The organism is Reyranella sp. (assembly GCF_965279465.1).
Taxonomy (GTDB): Bacteria; Pseudomonadota; Alphaproteobacteria; order Reyranellales; family Reyranellaceae; genus Reyranella.
Genome location: NZ_OZ257242.1, coordinates 5,088,107 through 5,104,205, shown reverse-complemented (window position 1 = coordinate 5,104,205; position 16,099 = coordinate 5,088,107). Strand labels below are relative to the sequence as shown.

Annotated in this window: 20 protein-coding genes; 5 read left to right on the top strand and 15 right to left on the bottom strand. The window is 65.6% G+C overall.

The annotated features are described in order from the left end of the window. Nucleotides 1-136: 136 nt before the first annotated feature. The 5 genes from ACQY8M_RS24870 to ACQY8M_RS24850 all read right to left on the bottom strand — a co-directional run bounded on the left by ACQY8M_RS24870 (nucleotide 137) and on the right by ACQY8M_RS24850 (nucleotide 6,075). Nucleotides 137-1,744, bottom strand: coding sequence for a hypothetical protein (locus tag ACQY8M_RS24870; protein WP_428661124.1), 1,608 nt, complete (start codon nucleotides 1,742-1,744; stop codon nucleotides 137-139). A gap of 898 nt (nucleotides 1,745-2,642) precedes the next feature. Further along, complete coding sequence (locus tag ACQY8M_RS24865) at nucleotides 2,643-4,169, bottom strand: M81 family metallopeptidase (RefSeq protein ID WP_428661121.1); 1,527 nt, start codon at nucleotides 4,167-4,169, stop codon at nucleotides 2,643-2,645. 66 nt (nucleotides 4,170-4,235) lie between these two features. After that, entirely contained in the window at nucleotides 4,236-5,120 is an 885-nt protein-coding gene (locus ACQY8M_RS24860; protein ID WP_428661118.1) for an NAD(P)-dependent oxidoreductase, read from the bottom strand. Between the two features lies 1 nt (nucleotide 5,121). After that, a complete protein-coding gene (locus tag ACQY8M_RS24855; RefSeq protein WP_428661115.1) occupies nucleotides 5,122-5,451 on the bottom strand; it encodes a DHCW motif cupin fold protein in 330 nt (109 codons plus the stop codon). Nucleotides 5,452-5,469: 18 nt separating this feature from the next. Next, a complete protein-coding gene (locus ACQY8M_RS24850) occupies nucleotides 5,470-6,075 on the bottom strand; it encodes an HAD family hydrolase (RefSeq protein WP_428661112.1) in 606 nt (201 codons plus the stop codon). A gap of 24 nt (nucleotides 6,076-6,099) precedes the next feature. Between ACQY8M_RS24850 and ACQY8M_RS24845 the strand changes: the two genes are divergently transcribed. After that, nucleotides 6,100-6,654 (top strand): GNAT family N-acetyltransferase, encoded by a 555-nt coding sequence (locus ACQY8M_RS24845; protein ID WP_428661109.1) that lies wholly within the window; start codon nucleotides 6,100-6,102, stop codon nucleotides 6,652-6,654. A gap of 13 nt (nucleotides 6,655-6,667) precedes the next feature. Here ACQY8M_RS24845 and ACQY8M_RS24840 read toward each other — a convergent pair whose 3' ends face one another. Next, nucleotides 6,668-7,267 carry a TetR/AcrR family transcriptional regulator gene (locus ACQY8M_RS24840; RefSeq protein ID WP_428661106.1) on the bottom strand — a complete coding sequence of 200 codons (600 nt, stop codon included), beginning with the start codon at nucleotides 7,265-7,267 and terminating at the stop codon, nucleotides 6,668-6,670. Nucleotides 7,268-7,414: 147 nt separating this feature from the next. Here ACQY8M_RS24840 and ACQY8M_RS24835 point away from each other — a divergent pair, with 147 nt between their 5' ends. Continuing rightward, the gene (locus tag ACQY8M_RS24835) at nucleotides 7,415-7,705 is read left to right on the top strand and encodes a nucleotidyltransferase family protein (RefSeq protein ID WP_428661103.1); all 291 of its coding nucleotides are present in this window, start codon (nucleotides 7,415-7,417) and stop codon (nucleotides 7,703-7,705) included. A 186-nt stretch (nucleotides 7,706-7,891) separates the two neighbouring features. Then, on the top strand, nucleotides 7,892-8,518 hold the full coding sequence (locus tag ACQY8M_RS24830) for a LysE family translocator (RefSeq protein ID WP_428661101.1): 627 nt from the start codon (nucleotides 7,892-7,894) through the stop codon (nucleotides 8,516-8,518). Between the two features lie 97 nt (nucleotides 8,519-8,615). Here the strand turns inward: ACQY8M_RS24830 and ACQY8M_RS24825 are convergent, their stop codons facing one another. Together ACQY8M_RS24825 and ACQY8M_RS24820 are read right to left on the bottom strand one after the other, a co-directional pair. Further along, nucleotides 8,616-10,658, bottom strand: a complete 2,043-nt coding sequence (locus ACQY8M_RS24825) for a prolyl oligopeptidase family serine peptidase (protein ID WP_428661098.1) — start codon at nucleotides 10,656-10,658, stop codon at nucleotides 8,616-8,618. Nucleotides 10,659-10,663: 5 nt separating this feature from the next. Next, complete coding sequence (locus ACQY8M_RS24820) at nucleotides 10,664-11,584, bottom strand: LysR family transcriptional regulator (protein ID WP_428661095.1); 921 nt, start codon at nucleotides 11,582-11,584, stop codon at nucleotides 10,664-10,666. A 36-nt stretch (nucleotides 11,585-11,620) separates the two neighbouring features. On the opposite strand from ACQY8M_RS24820, the gene ACQY8M_RS24815 reads away from it, so the two are divergent. Further along, entirely contained in the window at nucleotides 11,621-11,899 is a 279-nt protein-coding gene (locus ACQY8M_RS24815; RefSeq protein ID WP_428661092.1) for a hypothetical protein, read from the top strand. A gap of 48 nt (nucleotides 11,900-11,947) precedes the next feature. Here ACQY8M_RS24815 and ACQY8M_RS24810 read toward each other — a convergent pair whose 3' ends face one another. From ACQY8M_RS24810 to ACQY8M_RS24790, 5 genes are all read right to left on the bottom strand, one after another. After that, on the bottom strand, nucleotides 11,948-12,307 hold the full coding sequence (locus ACQY8M_RS24810) for a type II toxin-antitoxin system RelE/ParE family toxin (protein WP_428661090.1): 360 nt from the start codon (nucleotides 12,305-12,307) through the stop codon (nucleotides 11,948-11,950). After that, nucleotides 12,291-12,566, bottom strand: a complete 276-nt coding sequence (locus ACQY8M_RS24805; RefSeq protein ID WP_428675484.1) for a ribbon-helix-helix domain-containing protein — start codon at nucleotides 12,564-12,566, stop codon at nucleotides 12,291-12,293. The genes ACQY8M_RS24810 and ACQY8M_RS24805 overlap by 17 nt, the downstream gene beginning before the upstream one ends. Nucleotides 12,567-12,664: 98 nt before the next feature. Next, nucleotides 12,665-12,775, bottom strand: a complete 111-nt coding sequence (locus ACQY8M_RS24800) for a hypothetical protein (RefSeq protein WP_428661087.1) — start codon at nucleotides 12,773-12,775, stop codon at nucleotides 12,665-12,667. A 157-nt stretch (nucleotides 12,776-12,932) separates the two neighbouring features. Continuing rightward, entirely contained in the window at nucleotides 12,933-13,172 is a 240-nt protein-coding gene (locus ACQY8M_RS24795) for a helix-turn-helix domain-containing protein (protein ID WP_428675483.1), read from the bottom strand. Between the two features lie 174 nt (nucleotides 13,173-13,346). Then, the gene (locus ACQY8M_RS24790; RefSeq protein WP_428661085.1) at nucleotides 13,347-13,760 is read right to left on the bottom strand and encodes a hypothetical protein; all 414 of its coding nucleotides are present in this window, start codon (nucleotides 13,758-13,760) and stop codon (nucleotides 13,347-13,349) included. A 107-nt stretch (nucleotides 13,761-13,867) separates the two neighbouring features. Between ACQY8M_RS24790 and ACQY8M_RS24785 the strand changes: the two genes are divergently transcribed. Continuing rightward, nucleotides 13,868-14,806: a LysR family transcriptional regulator gene (locus tag ACQY8M_RS24785; RefSeq protein ID WP_428661082.1), complete on the top strand. Its 939-nt coding sequence runs from the start codon at nucleotides 13,868-13,870 to the stop codon at nucleotides 14,804-14,806. Between the two features lie 109 nt (nucleotides 14,807-14,915). Here the strand turns inward: ACQY8M_RS24785 and ACQY8M_RS24780 are convergent, their stop codons facing one another. Both ACQY8M_RS24780 and ACQY8M_RS24775 read right to left on the bottom strand, forming a co-directional pair. Next, nucleotides 14,916-15,332, bottom strand: coding sequence for an ExbD/TolR family protein (locus tag ACQY8M_RS24780; RefSeq protein WP_428661079.1), 417 nt, complete (start codon nucleotides 15,330-15,332; stop codon nucleotides 14,916-14,918). 22 nt (nucleotides 15,333-15,354) lie between these two features. After that, the gene (locus ACQY8M_RS24775; protein WP_428661076.1) at nucleotides 15,355-16,089 is read right to left on the bottom strand and encodes a MotA/TolQ/ExbB proton channel family protein; all 735 of its coding nucleotides are present in this window, start codon (nucleotides 16,087-16,089) and stop codon (nucleotides 15,355-15,357) included. Nucleotides 16,090-16,099 lie beyond the last annotated feature (10 nt).

The window sequence follows — 16,099 nt, the reverse complement described above, 5'->3', positions numbered from 1 at the left end:
CGGGCTTCCATTCAGCCCGGATTCGGTCGAACGCTTTTTGCTGGGCTCGTCCACTCTCCTCCCTCAAGGATTGGGCGAGTAGCCGGGTGTGCAGGACGCTACGGAAGCAGCGTTCAGAGCTTTTGGCTTCCCGGCGCTACCGACTCTGCCCCGCAGTTCGCCCGGTCCGGTCGATGAGCTGCTGTTCATAGAGGCTTTGCGGCTTCACATGCTGGCCGGGCGAAATGATTTCCCCAAGGGGCTCCTGGGACGGGGTCAGGGGGCCCAGCATGCCGAATGCCCAGTTATGCGCAGTAGGCGGATTATCAACGCGCCAAGTCTCCGCCGAGCCGTTCCAGAGGACGCCATTGGCGCTCGACCATCCCTGGCCTGTGCCCATGCTGCCGCGATTGCCCAGGTGCATGGAGCCGGTGATGGCGATGTTGTCGAATAGAAGACCGGTGGCCCAGCGCTGATGAGCCTGGGCCGACACCCGCTCACCGGTTGCCTTGCAATTGCGCACGACGTTGGGACCGGCGGTAAGGCCCTGTGTTGCCCACGCCATGTAGGAGTCGCCCGAAACTTCACAATCCGAGACGAGAATGTTCTGGCCGTTGATCGCTACGGCCATCGGCAAGCCCAAACGACGTTCGACCTCAGGTGACGCGCTGATCTTGATCCTTTGCACCGATATTCCGGATGCGGTTTTTCCGAAGGCGATGCTCTGAGTGTACCCTTCTATGGCGACGTCTTGCATCCAGCTATTCTCGACCGCGTGGAAAGTCACGAAAGCGGTTCGCGGGCGAATGATTTTCTCGCCCATTCGGGCGGCAGGAGGGGCGTTCCCCGATGCCGAAAGATGCTCCACTCCCACATCGGAAACTCGACCGTCGAATTCATATCGCCAGACAACTGCGCCATCGGTCGAAGCCAGGGCGTTCGTCAGCGGCGCGTTGAGCTCGATGCGGTCTCCCGTCACGGCCACGACCGTGCGATCGAACAGCAGGCCCGGGCCCGGCTCCCATTGCTTGACCTCCCCTCCGTCCCGCCGGGCGGGAATCCGATCCATCCCGATGGCTGAAATCCACTCGCGTGTGGACGGCCTCTGGACGATGATCCGATCCCCGGCTTTCAGTTCGCCGGCGCCTTTGACGCGAACGCTCGTCGCGCCAACCGGGACGTATTCATCCTCAATGCGAAGGATCTCGCCTTTCCGCTTCCAGGTTCCTGTTCCACCTATGACGAGGAGAGGACGCTGCTCGCCTGCACCATGCAGGATCGTCCTGCCGATACCCGCTCCCCGCAATACTATGCCACTGGCGGACATTCTGAGGGAGCCCGCAATGGTGTACCTGCCCGGCCCCAATTCCAGGGCTCCGCGCAGGCCGTCATCGTTGACCGGATTTCGGGATAGTGCATCGAGGGCCGCTTGGATCATTGCCGTATCGTCGCCGCCCGACGGTGCCTCCAGTCTGCGTGCGACTTTCACTTCAGGAATGGCACTGCCTGCACGATATCCAGCAGTCGAAAAGTCGGGGACACGGTTTCCCCGTTCGTCCGTGCCATAGGCAAGCTTGCCGTTCTGGCCGACACTGACCCAGTTGATGGCCTTTCTGGCCCAAGCCGGAGTCACTTCCGCCAGGCTGCCTGCGGCGGCCACAGCGATGACGACGCACAAAGACAGCCATCCGGCGCGCATTGCCCCGCGCTTTGGCCAGCCGAACGATTGGAGATCGGGCCTCAGAACCACACGCTCGTATTTCATCCTCGTCGTCCTCGGAACTCGGCGTTGGGGGAAGACTTCGAAAAGAGCCGTTACCTGGCCGTGATCTGCGTCGGAGAGCGGCCGGGTCGCCAGCTCGATGGCCGTGGAAGAGAAAACTCGTTCATCAAGGCCGGGGGCAGCGGAATCTGCCGGGCCTCGATCCTGCGTGGCAGGAAATCCGGGCGATCCAGTGCATTTGCTTTCGGCATGAGCGCGATGCAGAAGAAGACATTCATGGCTCTGGCGCCTTGCCCCATCCGACTACTCCGGCCATGGGCTGCTTCGCGTCCGCGCTCATTGTTGGCGATCCGGGCCTTTCAGGCCAACGCCCGGAGAGGGGCGGCGTACCCGCGACACCGGAATTGTGCGGCTGTGACGCAATCTGGGAGAAACTGGGTTGGAAAGAGCATGAGGTCGCTTCACCAAGCGGGGCACCTCGAGCCGGCGAACTCACATTCGCCCCAGAGGACCTCTGCCCGAGCAGGGCCTGGCGCAGGAATCGCATTTGCACTCTCGATACCCGATTGGAACGCTTTTCGCCTGCATGGTTCTCCTTGGCGGTGGTGCCGACGCCAAGGACTTCCCTAACTGGACCAGAGTCGGCCCGAATGGCGCTTTTTACCATGGTAGCGATCGCGACGACAATCATATCCCTGATTTCACGCGAGCGTACCAAGCCTGGTGAAAGCCATTCGGCGCGACCGGGCGTCAATTGTCCTTTTCAGAACCATCGGGAGGGATCGTATCGCCCGGCCGCCCGGTGGAGCCGCAACGCCTATACCGGGCTCAATTGCGGGATCGTTTGCGGCGATAAATGAAGCGCCTGCAATGCGGGCGTTTTCCACCCAAGCTTCTTTCAGCGCCAGCAGAGGCCGAAAGCCGGCGGCGGCCGGATCCCCTAGGGGTCCATGTGAACCGGTCCCATCGGCCGGAGTCTGATGCCTTTGCGCAGGTGCTTGTAGGGCATCTCGACTGGATCGGTGATGTGCGCGCCAGGCGACCGGACGACCAGGATCGTCTCGGCGATCGGCTGGAAGTCGGCGCGGAAATGGACCGTCGACTTCAAGGCGAGGATCGGCACCTGGGACGGCTCGACGCCCACGGCCCGGAACATCTCCTGGTCCGCGGCCTGCACGCGCTTGCAGGCGAGCACGGCCGAGACACCGCTCGCCTCATCGGTGACCAGCGCCATCGGCCCGATCTGGAACTTCGCGCCGCCATAGAACGGACCGGTGCCGGTGAAGACGCCGCTGCCGAGCTTCACCACCCGCCAGTCGGCCTCGAGCGGCGTCTCGCCGGCGTAGCCGACCGCGGCGCCGATGCCGCGGCGCATGATGTTGCCCTCGCCGGTCTCGACCGCGGCCCTGGCGGCGCCCTCGTCGACGATCATGCCGATCACTGCACCCTTCGCCTTGTGGCGCATCAGCGCCGCCAGCAGTCCGACCGTGTCGGACGTGCCGCCGGCGCCCGGGTTATCCTGCACGTCGGCCAGCACGATCGGCTTCGTCGCATTCTTCGACAGCTCGATCGCGCGCAGTGCCGCCGCGTCCGGATCGAGCAGCTCGCCGGCAAAGGCCTTCTCCTGCGCCTTCACCGTCGCGGCGAGTCTGTCGGCGGCGGCCTCGACGGCTTCCTTGTCGTGGCCGTAGACCACCAGCGCCGGCCCGCACTGGGCGATGTCAGCCGGCGGAAAGCCGGGCGTATGCGTCACGCTGACGATGCCTTGATTGTGGCTCTTCTCGCCGGCCTCGAGCTCGCCCACGAGGTCGAAAATGCCTTTTGCCGGCTCGATGAAGGTGCACTGCCAGACCAGCGGGATCAGGAAATCGAGCTGGCGGTAGGCGCGATAGACCGGGCGCTTCTCCTTCAATAGCTTGTCGAGCAGCTCGACGGCGCGCTTGCCCGTCACTGCCATGTCGATGTGCGGATAGGTGCGGTAGCCGACGAGCGCCGTTGCCCGTTGCGCCATCTCGGGCGTGAGGTTGGCGTGATAGTCGAGGCTCGCCACGATCGGCAGGTCGTCGCCGACGATGCTGCGAATCCGGCGCAGCAGCTCGCCCTCGCCGTCCTCGGTGTTCTCCGCGACCATCGCGCCGTGCAGGTCGAGATAGATCGCGTCGAACGGCCCGAGCTTGCGGACATCCTCGTCGAACAGCGCCCACATGCGCTCGTAGGCGTCCTCGGTCACGTAGGACGCCGGTGCCGCCGCGGCCCAGGCCAGCGGCACGATCTCGTGGCCGAGCTCGGCCAGTCGTTTCACCGCGCCGGCGATCGGGATGTTGAAGCCCTCGACGCCCGCGATCATCTCCGGCCCGCGCAGGAGCGGCGGCCAGGCGTCGGCACGCACGAACTCCTCCCAGCTCGCCTGCTGCGGCGCAAACGTGTTGGTCTCGTGCTGAAATCCCCCGACGGCGATACGCGCCATGAAACGCTCCCCCTCATACCTTGGCCGGGACCGCGTCACGGAGGGCACGGTCCCGGCGAATGAAAACTACTTCCTCGTGCCGTCCTCGATCGCCTTGATCAGGACAGGCCAGTATTCCTTGCTGAAGCCGAGTTCCTTCGCCCGCTCCATAAGCTCGCGCGCGACGTCTGCGCCGAGCGCGGGCACGCCTTTGTCCTCGGCCATCTGGATGGCGTAGGACAGGTCCTTCAGTGCGTAGTCGGTAGAGAAAGCGCGCTCGGGGAACACGCCGGGCAGCATCGCCTTCATGCCGTGATTGCGTAGCGCGAAGGAATCGGCCGAGCCCTTGGTCAGCGTCTCGTACAGGATCTTGCCGTCGATGCCGTTGGCGCGCGCGATGCTGAGTGCCTCGCCCAGTGCCACGACCGTCTGGAACAGGATCATGTTGTTGAGGATCTTGACCGCCTGCCCCGCCCCCGCGTCGCCGCAATGGGTGACCTCGCTGGCGAGGTGACGCAGCAGCGGCTCGATCCTCGCAAACGTATCGGCGGTGCCACCGACCATGATCGACAAGGTGCCGTCGATCGCGGCCTGTCGCGTGCGCGCGATCGGCGCGTCGGCGAAGGCGCAGGCCTTGCCCTCGAACTCGGCATAGAGACGGCGCGCCAGCGCCACCGGCGCGGTGCTGGTGTCGATGATCGTCCAGCCCATCTGGACCTTCGACAGGATGCCGCCTTCGCCGAGGCACACCTGCTCGACCTCCCTGCCGCCCGGCAGCGACAGGAAGATCGTCCGGCAGCTGGCGACGATCTCGTCCATCGAGGCGGTCTTCACCCCGTCCGCCGCCAGCCGCTGCAGCGGCTCGGGATTACGGTCGGCCGCGAGCACCGTCGCCCCGCTCTTGCGTGCGAGGTTGCGGCACATCGGTTCACCCATGGTGCCGACGCCGATAAATCCGATCATGTCAGTCATGTCAGTCCACGATGAAGAGTTTGGCGCCGCCTTCGGTGTAGGAACGGTGCGCGAGCGTGCCGTCCGCCACCTGGTAGCTCTGCCCTTGTTTCAGCACGACGGTGCGCCCGTCGGCCAGCTCCGTCTTCAGCTCGCCGTCGAGCACCAGCAGGACATGGCCCTTCTGGCACCAGTGATCGGCGAGATAGCCCGGCGTGTACTCGACCATGCGCACGCGGATGTTGTTGAAGTTCCTGGTACGCCAATAGGCCTTGCCGGTCTCGCCCGGATGTTCCGTGCGCTCCACGCCGTCCCAGTCGGTCGTGCCGAAGGGTATGTCGAACATCAGCATCGTCTACTCCACATGCGCCTACTCCACGTGCGCCAAGACCCGCGCCAGGCTCTCCCGCCCGCGATAGAGCGCAGCGCGCCAGCCGCACATCCGGGCGGCATCTACATTGGCCGGACGATCGTCGACGAACAAGATGGCCCGCGCCGCCGTCACCGCCATGCGGGCCTGCGCATTGGTGAAGAACACGCGGTCCGGCTTGCACACGCCGAGCGCGGCTGAATAGACGATCTCGTCGAAATGTGCGCCCAGGCCCAGATGATCGCGCAGGAAGGCGACGCGATGGTGCTCCTGGTTGCTGGCGGCGAACACGCGTCCGCCGGTCCGGCCGCGCCAGGCGTCGGCCATCGCCAGCACCTCGCGGTCGACGATGCTGTCGTTTTCGAGCCATAGGCTCACGAACTCATGCACTCGGTCGGCAAGGTCCCGGGGCTCGAGCCACTCGTGCAGGGCGACATGGACGTCGAGCCGGCCCTGCAGCACCTGCGCAAAGATCGGGCTCTGAAAGAAGCCAAGCAGTTCCTCGGCCGCGAGGCCGAACGTCGCCTGCAGCTTGGCCGGCCAGTCGGGCGCCGAGTGGACGATGACGCCATCGATGTCGAGGACGAGGACGGGGCTGGAACTCATGGCCGACAATGGTACAGCAAAGCGATGAAGCTCGTCGTTCCCGCCCTCGACTATATCGACGGCTACAAGGATGCCCTGCAGCGCGGCTGGTCGCCGGACAATGTCCGGCTGGAGCTCGCTGCGCGCGAGGAGCTGGCGAAGATCGCCGCGGATCCGGCCGCCTTCGTCGCGTCCCTCGACGATCCGGAGGCGAAAGCAGGCCCGGTGACCCTCGGCGACGGCTCGAAGGTCCCGCGCCTGCCCGGCTACCGGCGCTGGATGTGGGATGGCGAGTTCTGCGGCTCGATCGGATTTCGCTGGCAGAAGGGCACTTCCGCCCTGCCGTCCTATGTGCTGGGCCATATCGGCTACGCCGTCGTGCCGTGGAAGCGCCGGCTGGGTTACGCGACCCGCGCGCTGGCCCTGCTGCTCGACGACGCGCGCCGAGAAGGCCTCGACCACGTCTCGCTCACGACAGATCCCGACAACGAGCCGTCACAGCGAGTGATCCTTGCCAACGGCGGAACGCTGCACGAGCGCTTCAACGCCGGGCCGGTCTACGGCGATACGGACCACCTGCGCTTCATCATCAGGCTTTAGGGGGCACCGGCCCTCAGGCCGACGCGCCGCCGGCCCGCATCACGGTCTCCGCCATCGCCGACAGGATGGCCAGCCCGCGAGCCTTCAGCGCCCGCGCCGACTCGGCGCCGCCGATCTGGCTTTCGAGCACGAGGCCGATGAAGCCATGCACCGTCGCCCAGGAGAAATCGGACATACGTACCTTCACCTCGGCCGAGGCATCGGGGATGGCAGCGGCGACAGTCGCAAAGTGGGCCTCGCGCACGACCTTTGCCGCTTCCGTTCGTTCCTGGCTGAACATCAGTCGAAACAACATCGGATTTGCCGCGGCGAAGGCCATGTAGCCGACGCCCTGCCCGACCAGCCGCCCTGCCGGATCCGTCGCGCGGCGCGCCTCGGCCGCCATCATCGCCGCGAGCTCGACGAAGCCGCGGGCCGCGATCTCGGCCAGCAGGTCGTCGAGCGAGGCGAAGTGGTGCGCCGGCGCTGCATGCGAGACTTCCGCGCGGCGGGCGCATTCACGCAGCGTGAAGCCGCGCATGCCCCGCTCCTCGAGCAGGGTTCGCCCGGCGGTTACCAGCGCCTCGCGCAGGTTGCGATGATGGTAAGGAGTTTTCTTGGTCGTTTCAGTCATCGCCTCACGCTCTGGTTTGCCGGTGTCAAGATTATGGCAAAACGATCTTGTAGGCGACTGATTCCTGCGACGCGATTCTCGATCCTCGAGTCTCTCCAATCAAAGGCTGGTGCTGGCTCGGATGACCGCCCGGCTCTATGATCACGCATGGCTCTGCTAGAGGACCTTAACAGCCAACGAGAATTGCTTCTCGCCATCGCTGCCCGGCACGGGGCCTCGAACGTTCGTCTGTTCGGTTCGGTTCTGCGTCATGAGGATCGCCCTGACAGCGACATCGACCTGCTGATCGACATGGCAGAGGATCGTGGTTTCGGCGACTATTTGGCACTGGTCGAGGAACTCGAGAGCGTCCTGTCGCGTCGCGTGGATGTGGTGATCGAGCGGAGCCTTAGCCCGCACTTCCGGCCTTACATCGAATCCGAGGCCCGTCCTTTGTGAACAGCGATCTTCCATATCTCGGGCACATTGCGGATTCCCTCGCTGCTATCCGGTCGTACGTTGCCGATGGTTGCGAGATCTTCATGGGGCAGCGACTCATCCAAGATGCGGTCATTCGAAACTTCGAAATCATCGGCGAAGCCGCAGGCAGAGTCTCATTGCCGAGCTCAAGGACAACACCGACCAATGACCCTCGAACTCTGGGCCGCCTTTGTCGCGGCATCGTCCATCCTGCTCGTCATCCCCGGCCCGACCGTTCTGCTGGTTGTGTCCTATGCGCTCGGACAGGGCTGGCGCACGACGCTGCCGATGGCGGTCGGCGTGGCGCTGGGCGACTTCACGGCGATGACGCTCTCCATGCTCGGGCTGGGCGCCCTGCTCGCGGCCTCGGCGACGTTGTTCACCGCGCTGAAGTGGATTGGCGCCGCCTATCTTGTGTGGCTCGGAATCAAGCTGTGGCGCGCCGGCGGCACGCTCGAGGCCGCGCCGCGTACCGACGCCGTGTCGGCCGCGAAGATGCTGGGCCATGCATGGCTGGTGACGGCATTGAACCCCAAAAGCATCACCTTCTTCGTCGCCTTCCTGCCGGCCTTCCTCGATCCGCACGCCGACTTCCTGACGCAGATGCTGGTCTTCGAGACCACCTTCCTGGTGCTCGCCTTCGCCAATGCCTTCGGCTACGCGCTGGTCGCCAGCAAGGCGCGCGGTCTGGTCGGCAATCCGCGCGCCCTCAAGATCGTCAATCGGACCGGTGGCGGGCTGCTGATCGGCGCCGGCGTCGCGACGGTGACATTGAGCAGCGCCCGAACCTGAGAGCGTGTCGAGGTGCTGGGAGCGCGGCTCTCCAGAGCCGCTCATGGGCCGTGACAAAGCGAAGAAAGAGCGGCTCTGGAGAGCCGCGCTCCCAGCATTACATCCAGCCGATCCGGTCGCGCAGGAAGGCGTAGCCCAGGGCAATGAAGTGGGCGCGCTCCCGGTTATCCTTACCGTAGCCGTGGCCGCCGGTCGGCGGCTCGTAGAACCAGGCATCGCGATAGCCCATCGCCTGCAGCTTGGCGGCCATCTTGCGCGCATGGCCGGGATGAACCCGGTCGTCGCGCCGGGTCGTGGCGAACAGGATCGGCGGGTACGCTTGCCCTGGCACGGCCTGGTGATAGGCCGAATAGGTCTGCAGCCACGCCCACTCTTCCGGCTTGTCGGGATCGCCGTATTCGGCGATCCAGCTCGCGCCGGCCAGCAGCTTCGAGTAGCGGCGCATATCGATCAGCGGGATGGTACAGAGCAGCGCGCCGAACCGTCCCGGATAGCGCGTCATCATCTTGGCAATCAGGATGCCGCCGTTGGAGCCGCCCTCGGCGGCGATGCGGCCCGGCCGGGTGACGCCGCGGCGCACCAGGTCGGCGGCAACCGCGGCGAAGTCGTCGTGGGTCAGACGCTTGGCCACGCCTCGACCGGCATCGTGCCACGGCACGCCGAACTCGCCGCCGCCGCGGATGTTGGCCGTGACGCTGGTCCCTCCCCGCTCCAGCCAGAGCTTGCCGATCGAGGAATTGTAATAGGGCCGTGTGGTCACGCCGAAGCCGCCGTAGCCAGTCATGTGGACCGGCGCGTTGCCGGTCTCGCCCGCGGGCCCGGTCTGCACGTAAGGAATGCGCTCACCGTCGACAGAGATCGCCTCGTGACGGGTCACCACCAGCCCTTCGGCCGAGAAGGCCGGCGGCGAGCGCTTCAGCACGGTCGGTGCCTTGCCGGGCTCGAGCAGCATGAGGGAGGACGGCGTCAGCGGATCCTGTGCGCTCGCCAGCAGCTCGCCGTTGGCCTCCGACCGCTCGACATCGAGCGACCAGACGTCGACTACGCCGATCGACGGCAGGCCGGGCAGCGTCGTCCGGGTCCAGCCGTCGGCTGCCGGCGTCAGCACTTCGAACACCGGCACGAGATTATCGAGGATCGAGAGGATCAGCCGCCCGGCGTTCCACGTGTGCCCGTTCAGGATGCGCCGCTTGGCGGGCTCGAACAGCAGCGTGAAGTCGCGGCTGCCGGCGAGGAAGGCGTCGAGCCGGATGCCAAGCAGGCAGTCGCCCGGCCAGACCTTGCCGCCGACCACCCAGGCGTTGCGCGGCTGGACGAGGAACCAGCCGTGATCGATATCGGTCTGCACGCCGGTCGGCAGGTCGAGCCGTACTTTCTCGCGCCAGACCTCGAAGTCGAAGAAGCCGATCGCGTCGTAGAACCAGATCGGCCGTTCGGGATCGGTGCGGTCGACCGCGCCGGAGGCCGACATGCTTTTGGCCGGCACCTCGAACAAAACCGGCGCATCCCCCGGCTTCGTGCCGCGCCGCCACAAGCGCACGGTGCGGGCATAGCCCGAGGTGGTGACGTCGCCTCCGAAGGCACTGCTCAGCAACAAAGTGTCGTCGTCGATCCAGCTCACGCCGCCCTTGGCCTCGGGCAGGACGAAGCCGTTGCGCACAAAAGACCGCGTTTCGAGATCGAATTCGCGCAGAACGACTGCATCGCTGCCCCCGCGCGACAGCCGAATCATCGCGCGGTCGTGCTTGATCGGACGCGTATTGGCGCCGCCCCAGATCCAGTCTTCGCCCTCGGCGGTCGCCAGCGCGTCGAGATCGATCAGCACATCCCAGTTGGGCACGTCGCTACGGAAGCTCTCCGCCGTGGTGCGACGCCAGAGGCCGCGCGGGTGTGCGGCGTCGGTCCAGAAATTGTAGAGCCAGCCGGCGCGGCGGCCGGGGAACGGGATCTTGTCCGACCGGTCGAGGATCGCAGCCAGTGTCGTGGCGTCGGCCTCGACCTGCGGGCCGCCGAACGCGGTCAGCGTACGCGCGTTCTGTTGCCCGACCCAGGCCGAAGCGCGTTCGCCCTCGACATCTTCCAGCCAGAGCCAGGGATCGTCGTCCGGCGCATCGACGGTCGGCCGTGCATCAATGGACATTGGCATCAACGGACATCGACAGACCCCTTGTTCAGTGCATCGAGCAGGGCGGTGCGCAGCCAGCGGTTCCCGCCGTCGCCATCCATCGCCTCGTGCCAGTAGAGATAGAGATCGAGCGCCGGCATCGCCATCGGCATCCGCAGGATCCGGTTGCCGTAGGCTTCGTTGAGCAGCTCGGCGTAGCGGCGCGGCATGGTCAGCACGAAATCGCTCTCGGCGACGATCCGAGAAGCCGCGGCATAGCTGCGGCAGCGCAGCCGCACGCGACGGTGCACGCCGAGCTGGCCCAGCGCCAGATCTTCGAGCGCAGGACCGCGTCGGCGTGAGCTCACCATCAGGTGCTGCTGGTCGACATAGGCGGCGAGCGTCGGCTTGCGGCGCAGGCGCGGATGGCCCGCGCGCACCACTATCACGAAGTCGGCGGCGACGACCTTGTGTCGCCGGATGCGATCGGAGAACGGCAGCGGCATGTCGACCGCCGCATCGATCGAGCCATCGGCAAGCGCCGCTTCGATGCTGCGGCGGCGCACCTGGACCGCGCGCAGCTCGACCTGCGGCGCGGCTGCGAGCTGCCGCGCCAGCGCCGGCAGCACGACGAGCTCCATCGGATCGCGCATGGCGACGGTGAAGGTCGCTGCGGTCTGCGCCGGATCGAACCTCCGCCCCGCGGCCAACACGCTGCCGAGAGAATGGAGCGCCGCGGCGAGCGGCTCGCGCAGGCTACGCGCCAGCGGCGTCGGAACAAGCGTGCGGCCGTGGCGCACGAACAGCGGGTCGTCGAACTGCTCGCGCAACCGGCCCAGCGCATGGCTGATCGTCGGCTGGGTGAGGTTGAGCTTGGCCGCGGCGCGGCTCACCCCACCTTCACTCAGGATCATGTCGAGCACGACCAGGAGGTTGAGATCGACCCGCGAAAGATTGATCATGTCGATAGATTAGCACGTAACCCATTCAATTTTTCCATGCCGCAAATCCGCCTATCGACGAGCCGATATCAGCAACGCGAACGGGAGGACGCCACGGATTTCACCCACACCGACAAGGTCATGGCGCTGCAGGACAGGCTCGGCGCCGGCATGGAAGCGCATGTGCTGCCCTACGAAAACCGGCGCGACGAGGTGATCGAGGACCTCGCGGCGCGCGCACGGGGCCGAGGGCCTGTGGAACCTCTTCCGCACAAGGCCGGCTTGGGCCCGGCCGCATCCATCACTGCATGCGAACGATCGGCATGGCCGAGGTGACGCTCGAGAAGATGTGCTCACCAGACATCTCAGTCCATGGCGGAAGTCTCAGCCCGGTTCCCTTCTGCCGAGGAGGCGCACCAGCATATGCCTGATGTGATCCTGCCCGCCAAAGAACACGGCAAGAATACGGACCTTGCGGGCTGTTTGATCGACGTCGAACCAGTAGATCGCGCGGGCAATGGCAAGAAAGCGGATCCCCGGCATGATGTCGTCGCGTGCCGCGCCCCGTAGGGGAGAGCTTGCCAGCCGATCGACGGCCTTGCGGATATCCATGACCCGCCGCGCTGCATGCTCCAAGGCCTCCTCGGTCCCCTCGCCGAAGGTCACGTAGCTCTCAAACAGATGGTCAAAGATCAGATCGAAGTCGCGTTCGGCGTCCGCCGAGAATTCAATCGCGAACCGCATATGCCCGGCGTTTCTTGTCGATCATTCGAGCCAGCCGGCTATCCATCCTTGCGGCCGACAAGAACGGGCCCGAACGCCGCTTGCCGAGGATTTCAGCCAACGCGGCCCGCTCCAGAGCTTCATCCTCCATCTTCTCGCGCAGGAGCTCGACGCCCTGTTGCAGGACGGCGCTGACGCTGGGGAAGCGTCCCGAGTCGACGAGCGTCTTGGCGAAGGAATGCTGATCATCGGTCAGCGAGATCGAGGACTTTATCGTCACGGGCCTGCCTTTTCGGTCAGATCGAGTGTACTGACGGTAGTACTGGGTCGTACCAATCGTCAAGGATCGAGAGCCGGTGTCTCGCATCTGGTGCGTCATCACAGCAGCTCGAAGACTCGGAAGCTCGCGCGGCCCTTGCAGCCGGGCACCCGGTGGTCGTGGATCACGATGCCCAACGCGTCGGCCGTCTCACGGATGTCCTTCGTCATCCCGATGCAATCGCGCGACGGTTTCGGGTCTCCACTGGGTGATCGTGCATGAGCAGAGCCGAGCTTCCAACGTATTGGTTTGTCTTACATTTTTCGAATGGGTTGCTCTACTGGGAGCTGAAGGTTGGGGACAGTGCTACGTGCCGATTCGTGATCGTCACGCTTGGTCAGGATGAGAAACGGGCGGCAGTCGGGACACATGGCCTGACACTATGTTTCTTTTCTGCCAAGCGTTCAGCTCAGTCTCCGGATAGAGAATTGCTTTCCCAATCTTGACGAAGGCCGGTCCCGTGCGCATCGCTCGCCAATCTCGCAACGTGCCGATGCTTACTGCTCCGCGGTAGCTCTCAGCGACTTCCTCAGCAGTCGGAGTATGGGGAAAGTCAGCTTCGGCCAGAGGCAAGGCGCGGCGCGCAACTTCGCCTGCCTCTGGTCGAGTTCCGTACAGCTCGTAGGGCGGATTGAAGCCGAGGCACAATCGGACGGTGCACACGACGAGATGGCGGGTTCCGGCTTCGGCTCCAACGAGCTACATCACTCTCGGGACACGACCGCCGCCGCCTCAATGCGTTCACATCGCCCTGGCGAGCGCGAACAACCGGAATTCCTCCAGCGCCGCGTGCCGATGCGGGGCGGCTTCGCGCCGATAAGTCTCCGTGTCGACGATCGAGCGGAATGCGGCGAAATCGCCGTATTCATTGATCGCCGCTTCGTCCCAGCGTTCGCCTTGCGGGCCGACGAGGCTCGCCAGGAACGGCCCTGAAAACATCCGGACGATCGGCTTGCTGCCCGCGAGACGCCGGAATGCCGGTCTATAACGGTCATGAAAGGCTTCGCGCCCCGTGCAGGGCGCGGCGTCGAAGCCGTCCTCGTAACGCGCATACGCGCGGTAGCGCAGAAGATTGAGCATGTAGACCGGCTGGCCGGGGGGAATCGCGTGCTCGGCGGCGTCAAGGGCTTGCAGGGTGACTTCAATAGGATTCATGGGATTTCCGCGGTTTCCAGCGGCGCAGGTTGCGCGCTGACGCTCCCCATTTGGCCCATTGGGAACGGCTCTTGTAGCGACTGCGCAGCCATGACTATGTGGACTGGATGTCCACAACGGCCTTTCCTCCCGACCTCTCGCGTCTCCTTGCCTTCGTCCGCGTCGTCGAGGCGGGCTCCTTCGCCGAAGCCGCGCGGCGGGCGGGGATGACAACCTCGGCGATGTCCAAGGCGGTCGCCCGCCTTGAGAAGGCTCGCGGAATGCGGCTGTTGCACCGCTCTACCCATTCGCTGGCGCTGACCGAGGAGGGCGAACGGCTGATCGCGGCGGGACGCGTGCTGGTCGAAAGTCTCACCGTAGTCCAGGCGGCGCTCGGCGAAGCCGCGCGCGGCGATGGCGGACGGGTGCGCGTGACGGCCCCCGCCTCCTTCGCGCGCGCCTGCATCCTGCCGCGACTTCCTGCGCTTCTGCGGGAGCGGCCGGAAATCGAGGTCGAGGTCAAGTTTCGCAACGAGCTTCTCGATCTCGCGGCGGAAGCCGTCGATGTCGCGATCCGCTCGGGCCCCCTCGACCGCGCGCCCGGCCATGTGGCGCGGCGGCTTTGCACGTTCTCCTGGATCGCTTGCGCCTCGCCTGCCTATCTGAACGCCCGCGGCACGCCGGCGACTCCATACGAGCTTTCCGCGCATGACCATGTCGGCTTCCGCAATCCCGCGAACGGCCAGATCCTGACCTGGCGCTTCGCCGACCCGCGCGGCAAAGCACCCGTTCGCGTCGCGCCCAAGCCCAAGCACATTTGCGACGACGCGCACGCTTCGCTCGCTTTGATCGCGAATGGGTTCGGCGTTGGCTGGGGGCCGGCGTGGCTCGTCCATGAAGACCTACGCACCGGCCGACTCGTCGAAGTGCTTGCGCCATGGCGTGCGCCGGCAGAGCCCCTATGGATGCTGCGCACCTCCAACCGCCGCCCGCCCCTGCGCACGCAGCGCGTCATGTCGTTCCTCGCCACGCTTCCCGCCGCGTTCAGCGAATCGGCGCTACGCTGAAGCGCTGTCGCGTCTTGAGGCAGCGACCGGAGCTACAGGGACGTCAAAGCCGTGCGGTGCCGACGCATCCGTGTGAACGCCGCGCTGCCCGCCGTAAACCCGAGCCGGCCTATTTCACCGGTTCGCTGACGAAGGCGACCTTGCTGAGGCCAGCCTTGGAGGCGTCTGCCAGCGTCTCGGCGACATAGCGGTAGGCGACGCCCGCGTCGGCGCGCAGATAGACCTCGGGCTGCGGCCGCTTCTGGCCCGCCTCGATGAACTTCGCCTGGGCCTCCTCGCGGCTGATCCGCTCGCCGCCCCAGAACAGCGAACCGGTGGCGTCGATCGCGAACTCGATCTTCTCCGGTTTCTGGATGTCGGCGTTCGACGACGCCTTGGGCAGGTCGAGCTTCACCGTGTTGGTCAGCAGCGGCGCGGTGACGATGAAGATCACCAGCAGCACCAGCACGACGTCGATCAACGGTACCATGTTGATCTCGGCCATCGGTTGGCCGGAGGTCTTGCGATCGAAGCTCGCGAAAGCCATGGGGAGTCTCCTGCGCTATACGTTACTTGACGGCGGCGAGCGGAACGCCGCCGGCCTTGAGCGGTCGGCCCTGCAGGGCGCGCCCCATCGACAGGAAGGTCAGCAGCTCGAAGGCGAAGGCGTCGAGCTTGGCCGTCAGCACCCGGTTCGACCGCGTCAGCCAATTGTAGCCCATCACCGCCGGCAGTGCGACCGCCAGACCGATGCCGGTCATGATCAGCGCCTCGCCCACGGGTCCCGCGACCTTGTCGAGCATGCCCGAGCCCGACATGCCGATCGCGACCAGCGCGTGGTAGACGCCCCACACCGTGCCGAACAGCCCGACGAACGGCGCCGTCGCGCCGACCGTCGCCAGCATGGTCAGCCCGTTCTCCAGCGACGTCGTCTCCTCGTCGAGCACCTTCTTGATGGTGCGGGTCAGGAACTCCTGCTCGCTGCCCGCCTCCTCGAGCTTGCCCGCGCCGAACTTCTCGTGATGCGCCTGGGCATGCAGTGAATGCGCGGTCAGGTGGCCGAACGGCTCCTTCACACCGTGAATGCTGAGCTCGTTCTGCACCGCCTCGAGCGAGGTGGCGCTCCAGAAGAAGTTCAGGAACCGCTTGCTGCGCCGCTGGCGGATCAGCTGGCTGATCCCCTTCATCACGATCAGGTACCACGAGATCGCCGACATCAGCGCCAGAACGACCAGCAGCACCTTCGCGACGATGTCGGCATTGGCCAGGAAGTGGCCAAAGCCCAGTGCTGACGCGTCACCCATGCATCACCTC

What these genes read in the sequence shown, in the direction of transcription:
- ACQY8M_RS24820 (WP_428661095.1), bottom strand. Translation starts at nt 11,584, where the DNA reads ATGATCAATCTTTCGCGGGTCGATCTCAACCTCCTGGTCGTGCTCGAC.
- ACQY8M_RS24780 (WP_428661079.1), bottom strand. Translation starts at nt 15,332, where the DNA reads ATGGCTTTCGCGAGCTTCGATCGCAAGACCTCCGGCCAACCGATGGCC.
- ACQY8M_RS24850 (WP_428661112.1), bottom strand. Translation starts at nt 6,075, where the DNA reads ATGAGTTCCAGCCCCGTCCTCGTCCTCGACATCGATGGCGTCATCGTC.
- ACQY8M_RS24790 (WP_428661085.1), bottom strand. Translation starts at nt 13,760, where the DNA reads ATGAATCCTATTGAAGTCACCCTGCAAGCCCTTGACGCCGCCGAGCAC.
- ACQY8M_RS24845 (WP_428661109.1), top strand. Translation starts at nt 6,100, where the DNA reads ATGAAGCTCGTCGTTCCCGCCCTCGACTATATCGACGGCTACAAGGAT.
- ACQY8M_RS24865 (WP_428661121.1), bottom strand. Translation starts at nt 4,169, where the DNA reads ATGGCGCGTATCGCCGTCGGGGGATTTCAGCACGAGACCAACACGTTT.
- ACQY8M_RS24860 (WP_428661118.1), bottom strand. Translation starts at nt 5,120, where the DNA reads ATGACTGACATGATCGGATTTATCGGCGTCGGCACCATGGGTGAACCG.
- ACQY8M_RS24835 (WP_428661103.1), top strand. Translation starts at nt 7,415, where the DNA reads ATGGCTCTGCTAGAGGACCTTAACAGCCAACGAGAATTGCTTCTCGCC.
- ACQY8M_RS24870 (WP_428661124.1), bottom strand. Translation starts at nt 1,744, where the DNA reads ATGAAATACGAGCGTGTGGTTCTGAGGCCCGATCTCCAATCGTTCGGC.
- ACQY8M_RS24830 (WP_428661101.1), top strand. Translation starts at nt 7,892, where the DNA reads ATGACCCTCGAACTCTGGGCCGCCTTTGTCGCGGCATCGTCCATCCTG.
- ACQY8M_RS24815 (WP_428661092.1), top strand. Translation starts at nt 11,621, where the DNA reads ATGCCGCAAATCCGCCTATCGACGAGCCGATATCAGCAACGCGAACGG.
- ACQY8M_RS24840 (WP_428661106.1), bottom strand. Translation starts at nt 7,267, where the DNA reads ATGACTGAAACGACCAAGAAAACTCCTTACCATCATCGCAACCTGCGC.
- ACQY8M_RS24775 (WP_428661076.1), bottom strand. Translation starts at nt 16,089, where the DNA reads ATGGGTGACGCGTCAGCACTGGGCTTTGGCCACTTCCTGGCCAATGCC.
- ACQY8M_RS24855 (WP_428661115.1), bottom strand. Translation starts at nt 5,451, where the DNA reads ATGCTGATGTTCGACATACCCTTCGGCACGACCGACTGGGACGGCGTG.
- ACQY8M_RS24825 (WP_428661098.1), bottom strand. Translation starts at nt 10,658, where the DNA reads ATGTCCATTGATGCACGGCCGACCGTCGATGCGCCGGACGACGATCCC.
- ACQY8M_RS24800 (WP_428661087.1), bottom strand. Translation starts at nt 12,775, where the DNA reads ATGACGAAGGACATCCGTGAGACGGCCGACGCGTTGGGCATCGTGATC.
- ACQY8M_RS24785 (WP_428661082.1), top strand. Translation starts at nt 13,868, where the DNA reads ATGTCCACAACGGCCTTTCCTCCCGACCTCTCGCGTCTCCTTGCCTTC.
- ACQY8M_RS24810 (WP_428661090.1), bottom strand. Translation starts at nt 12,307, where the DNA reads ATGCGGTTCGCGATTGAATTCTCGGCGGACGCCGAACGCGACTTCGAT.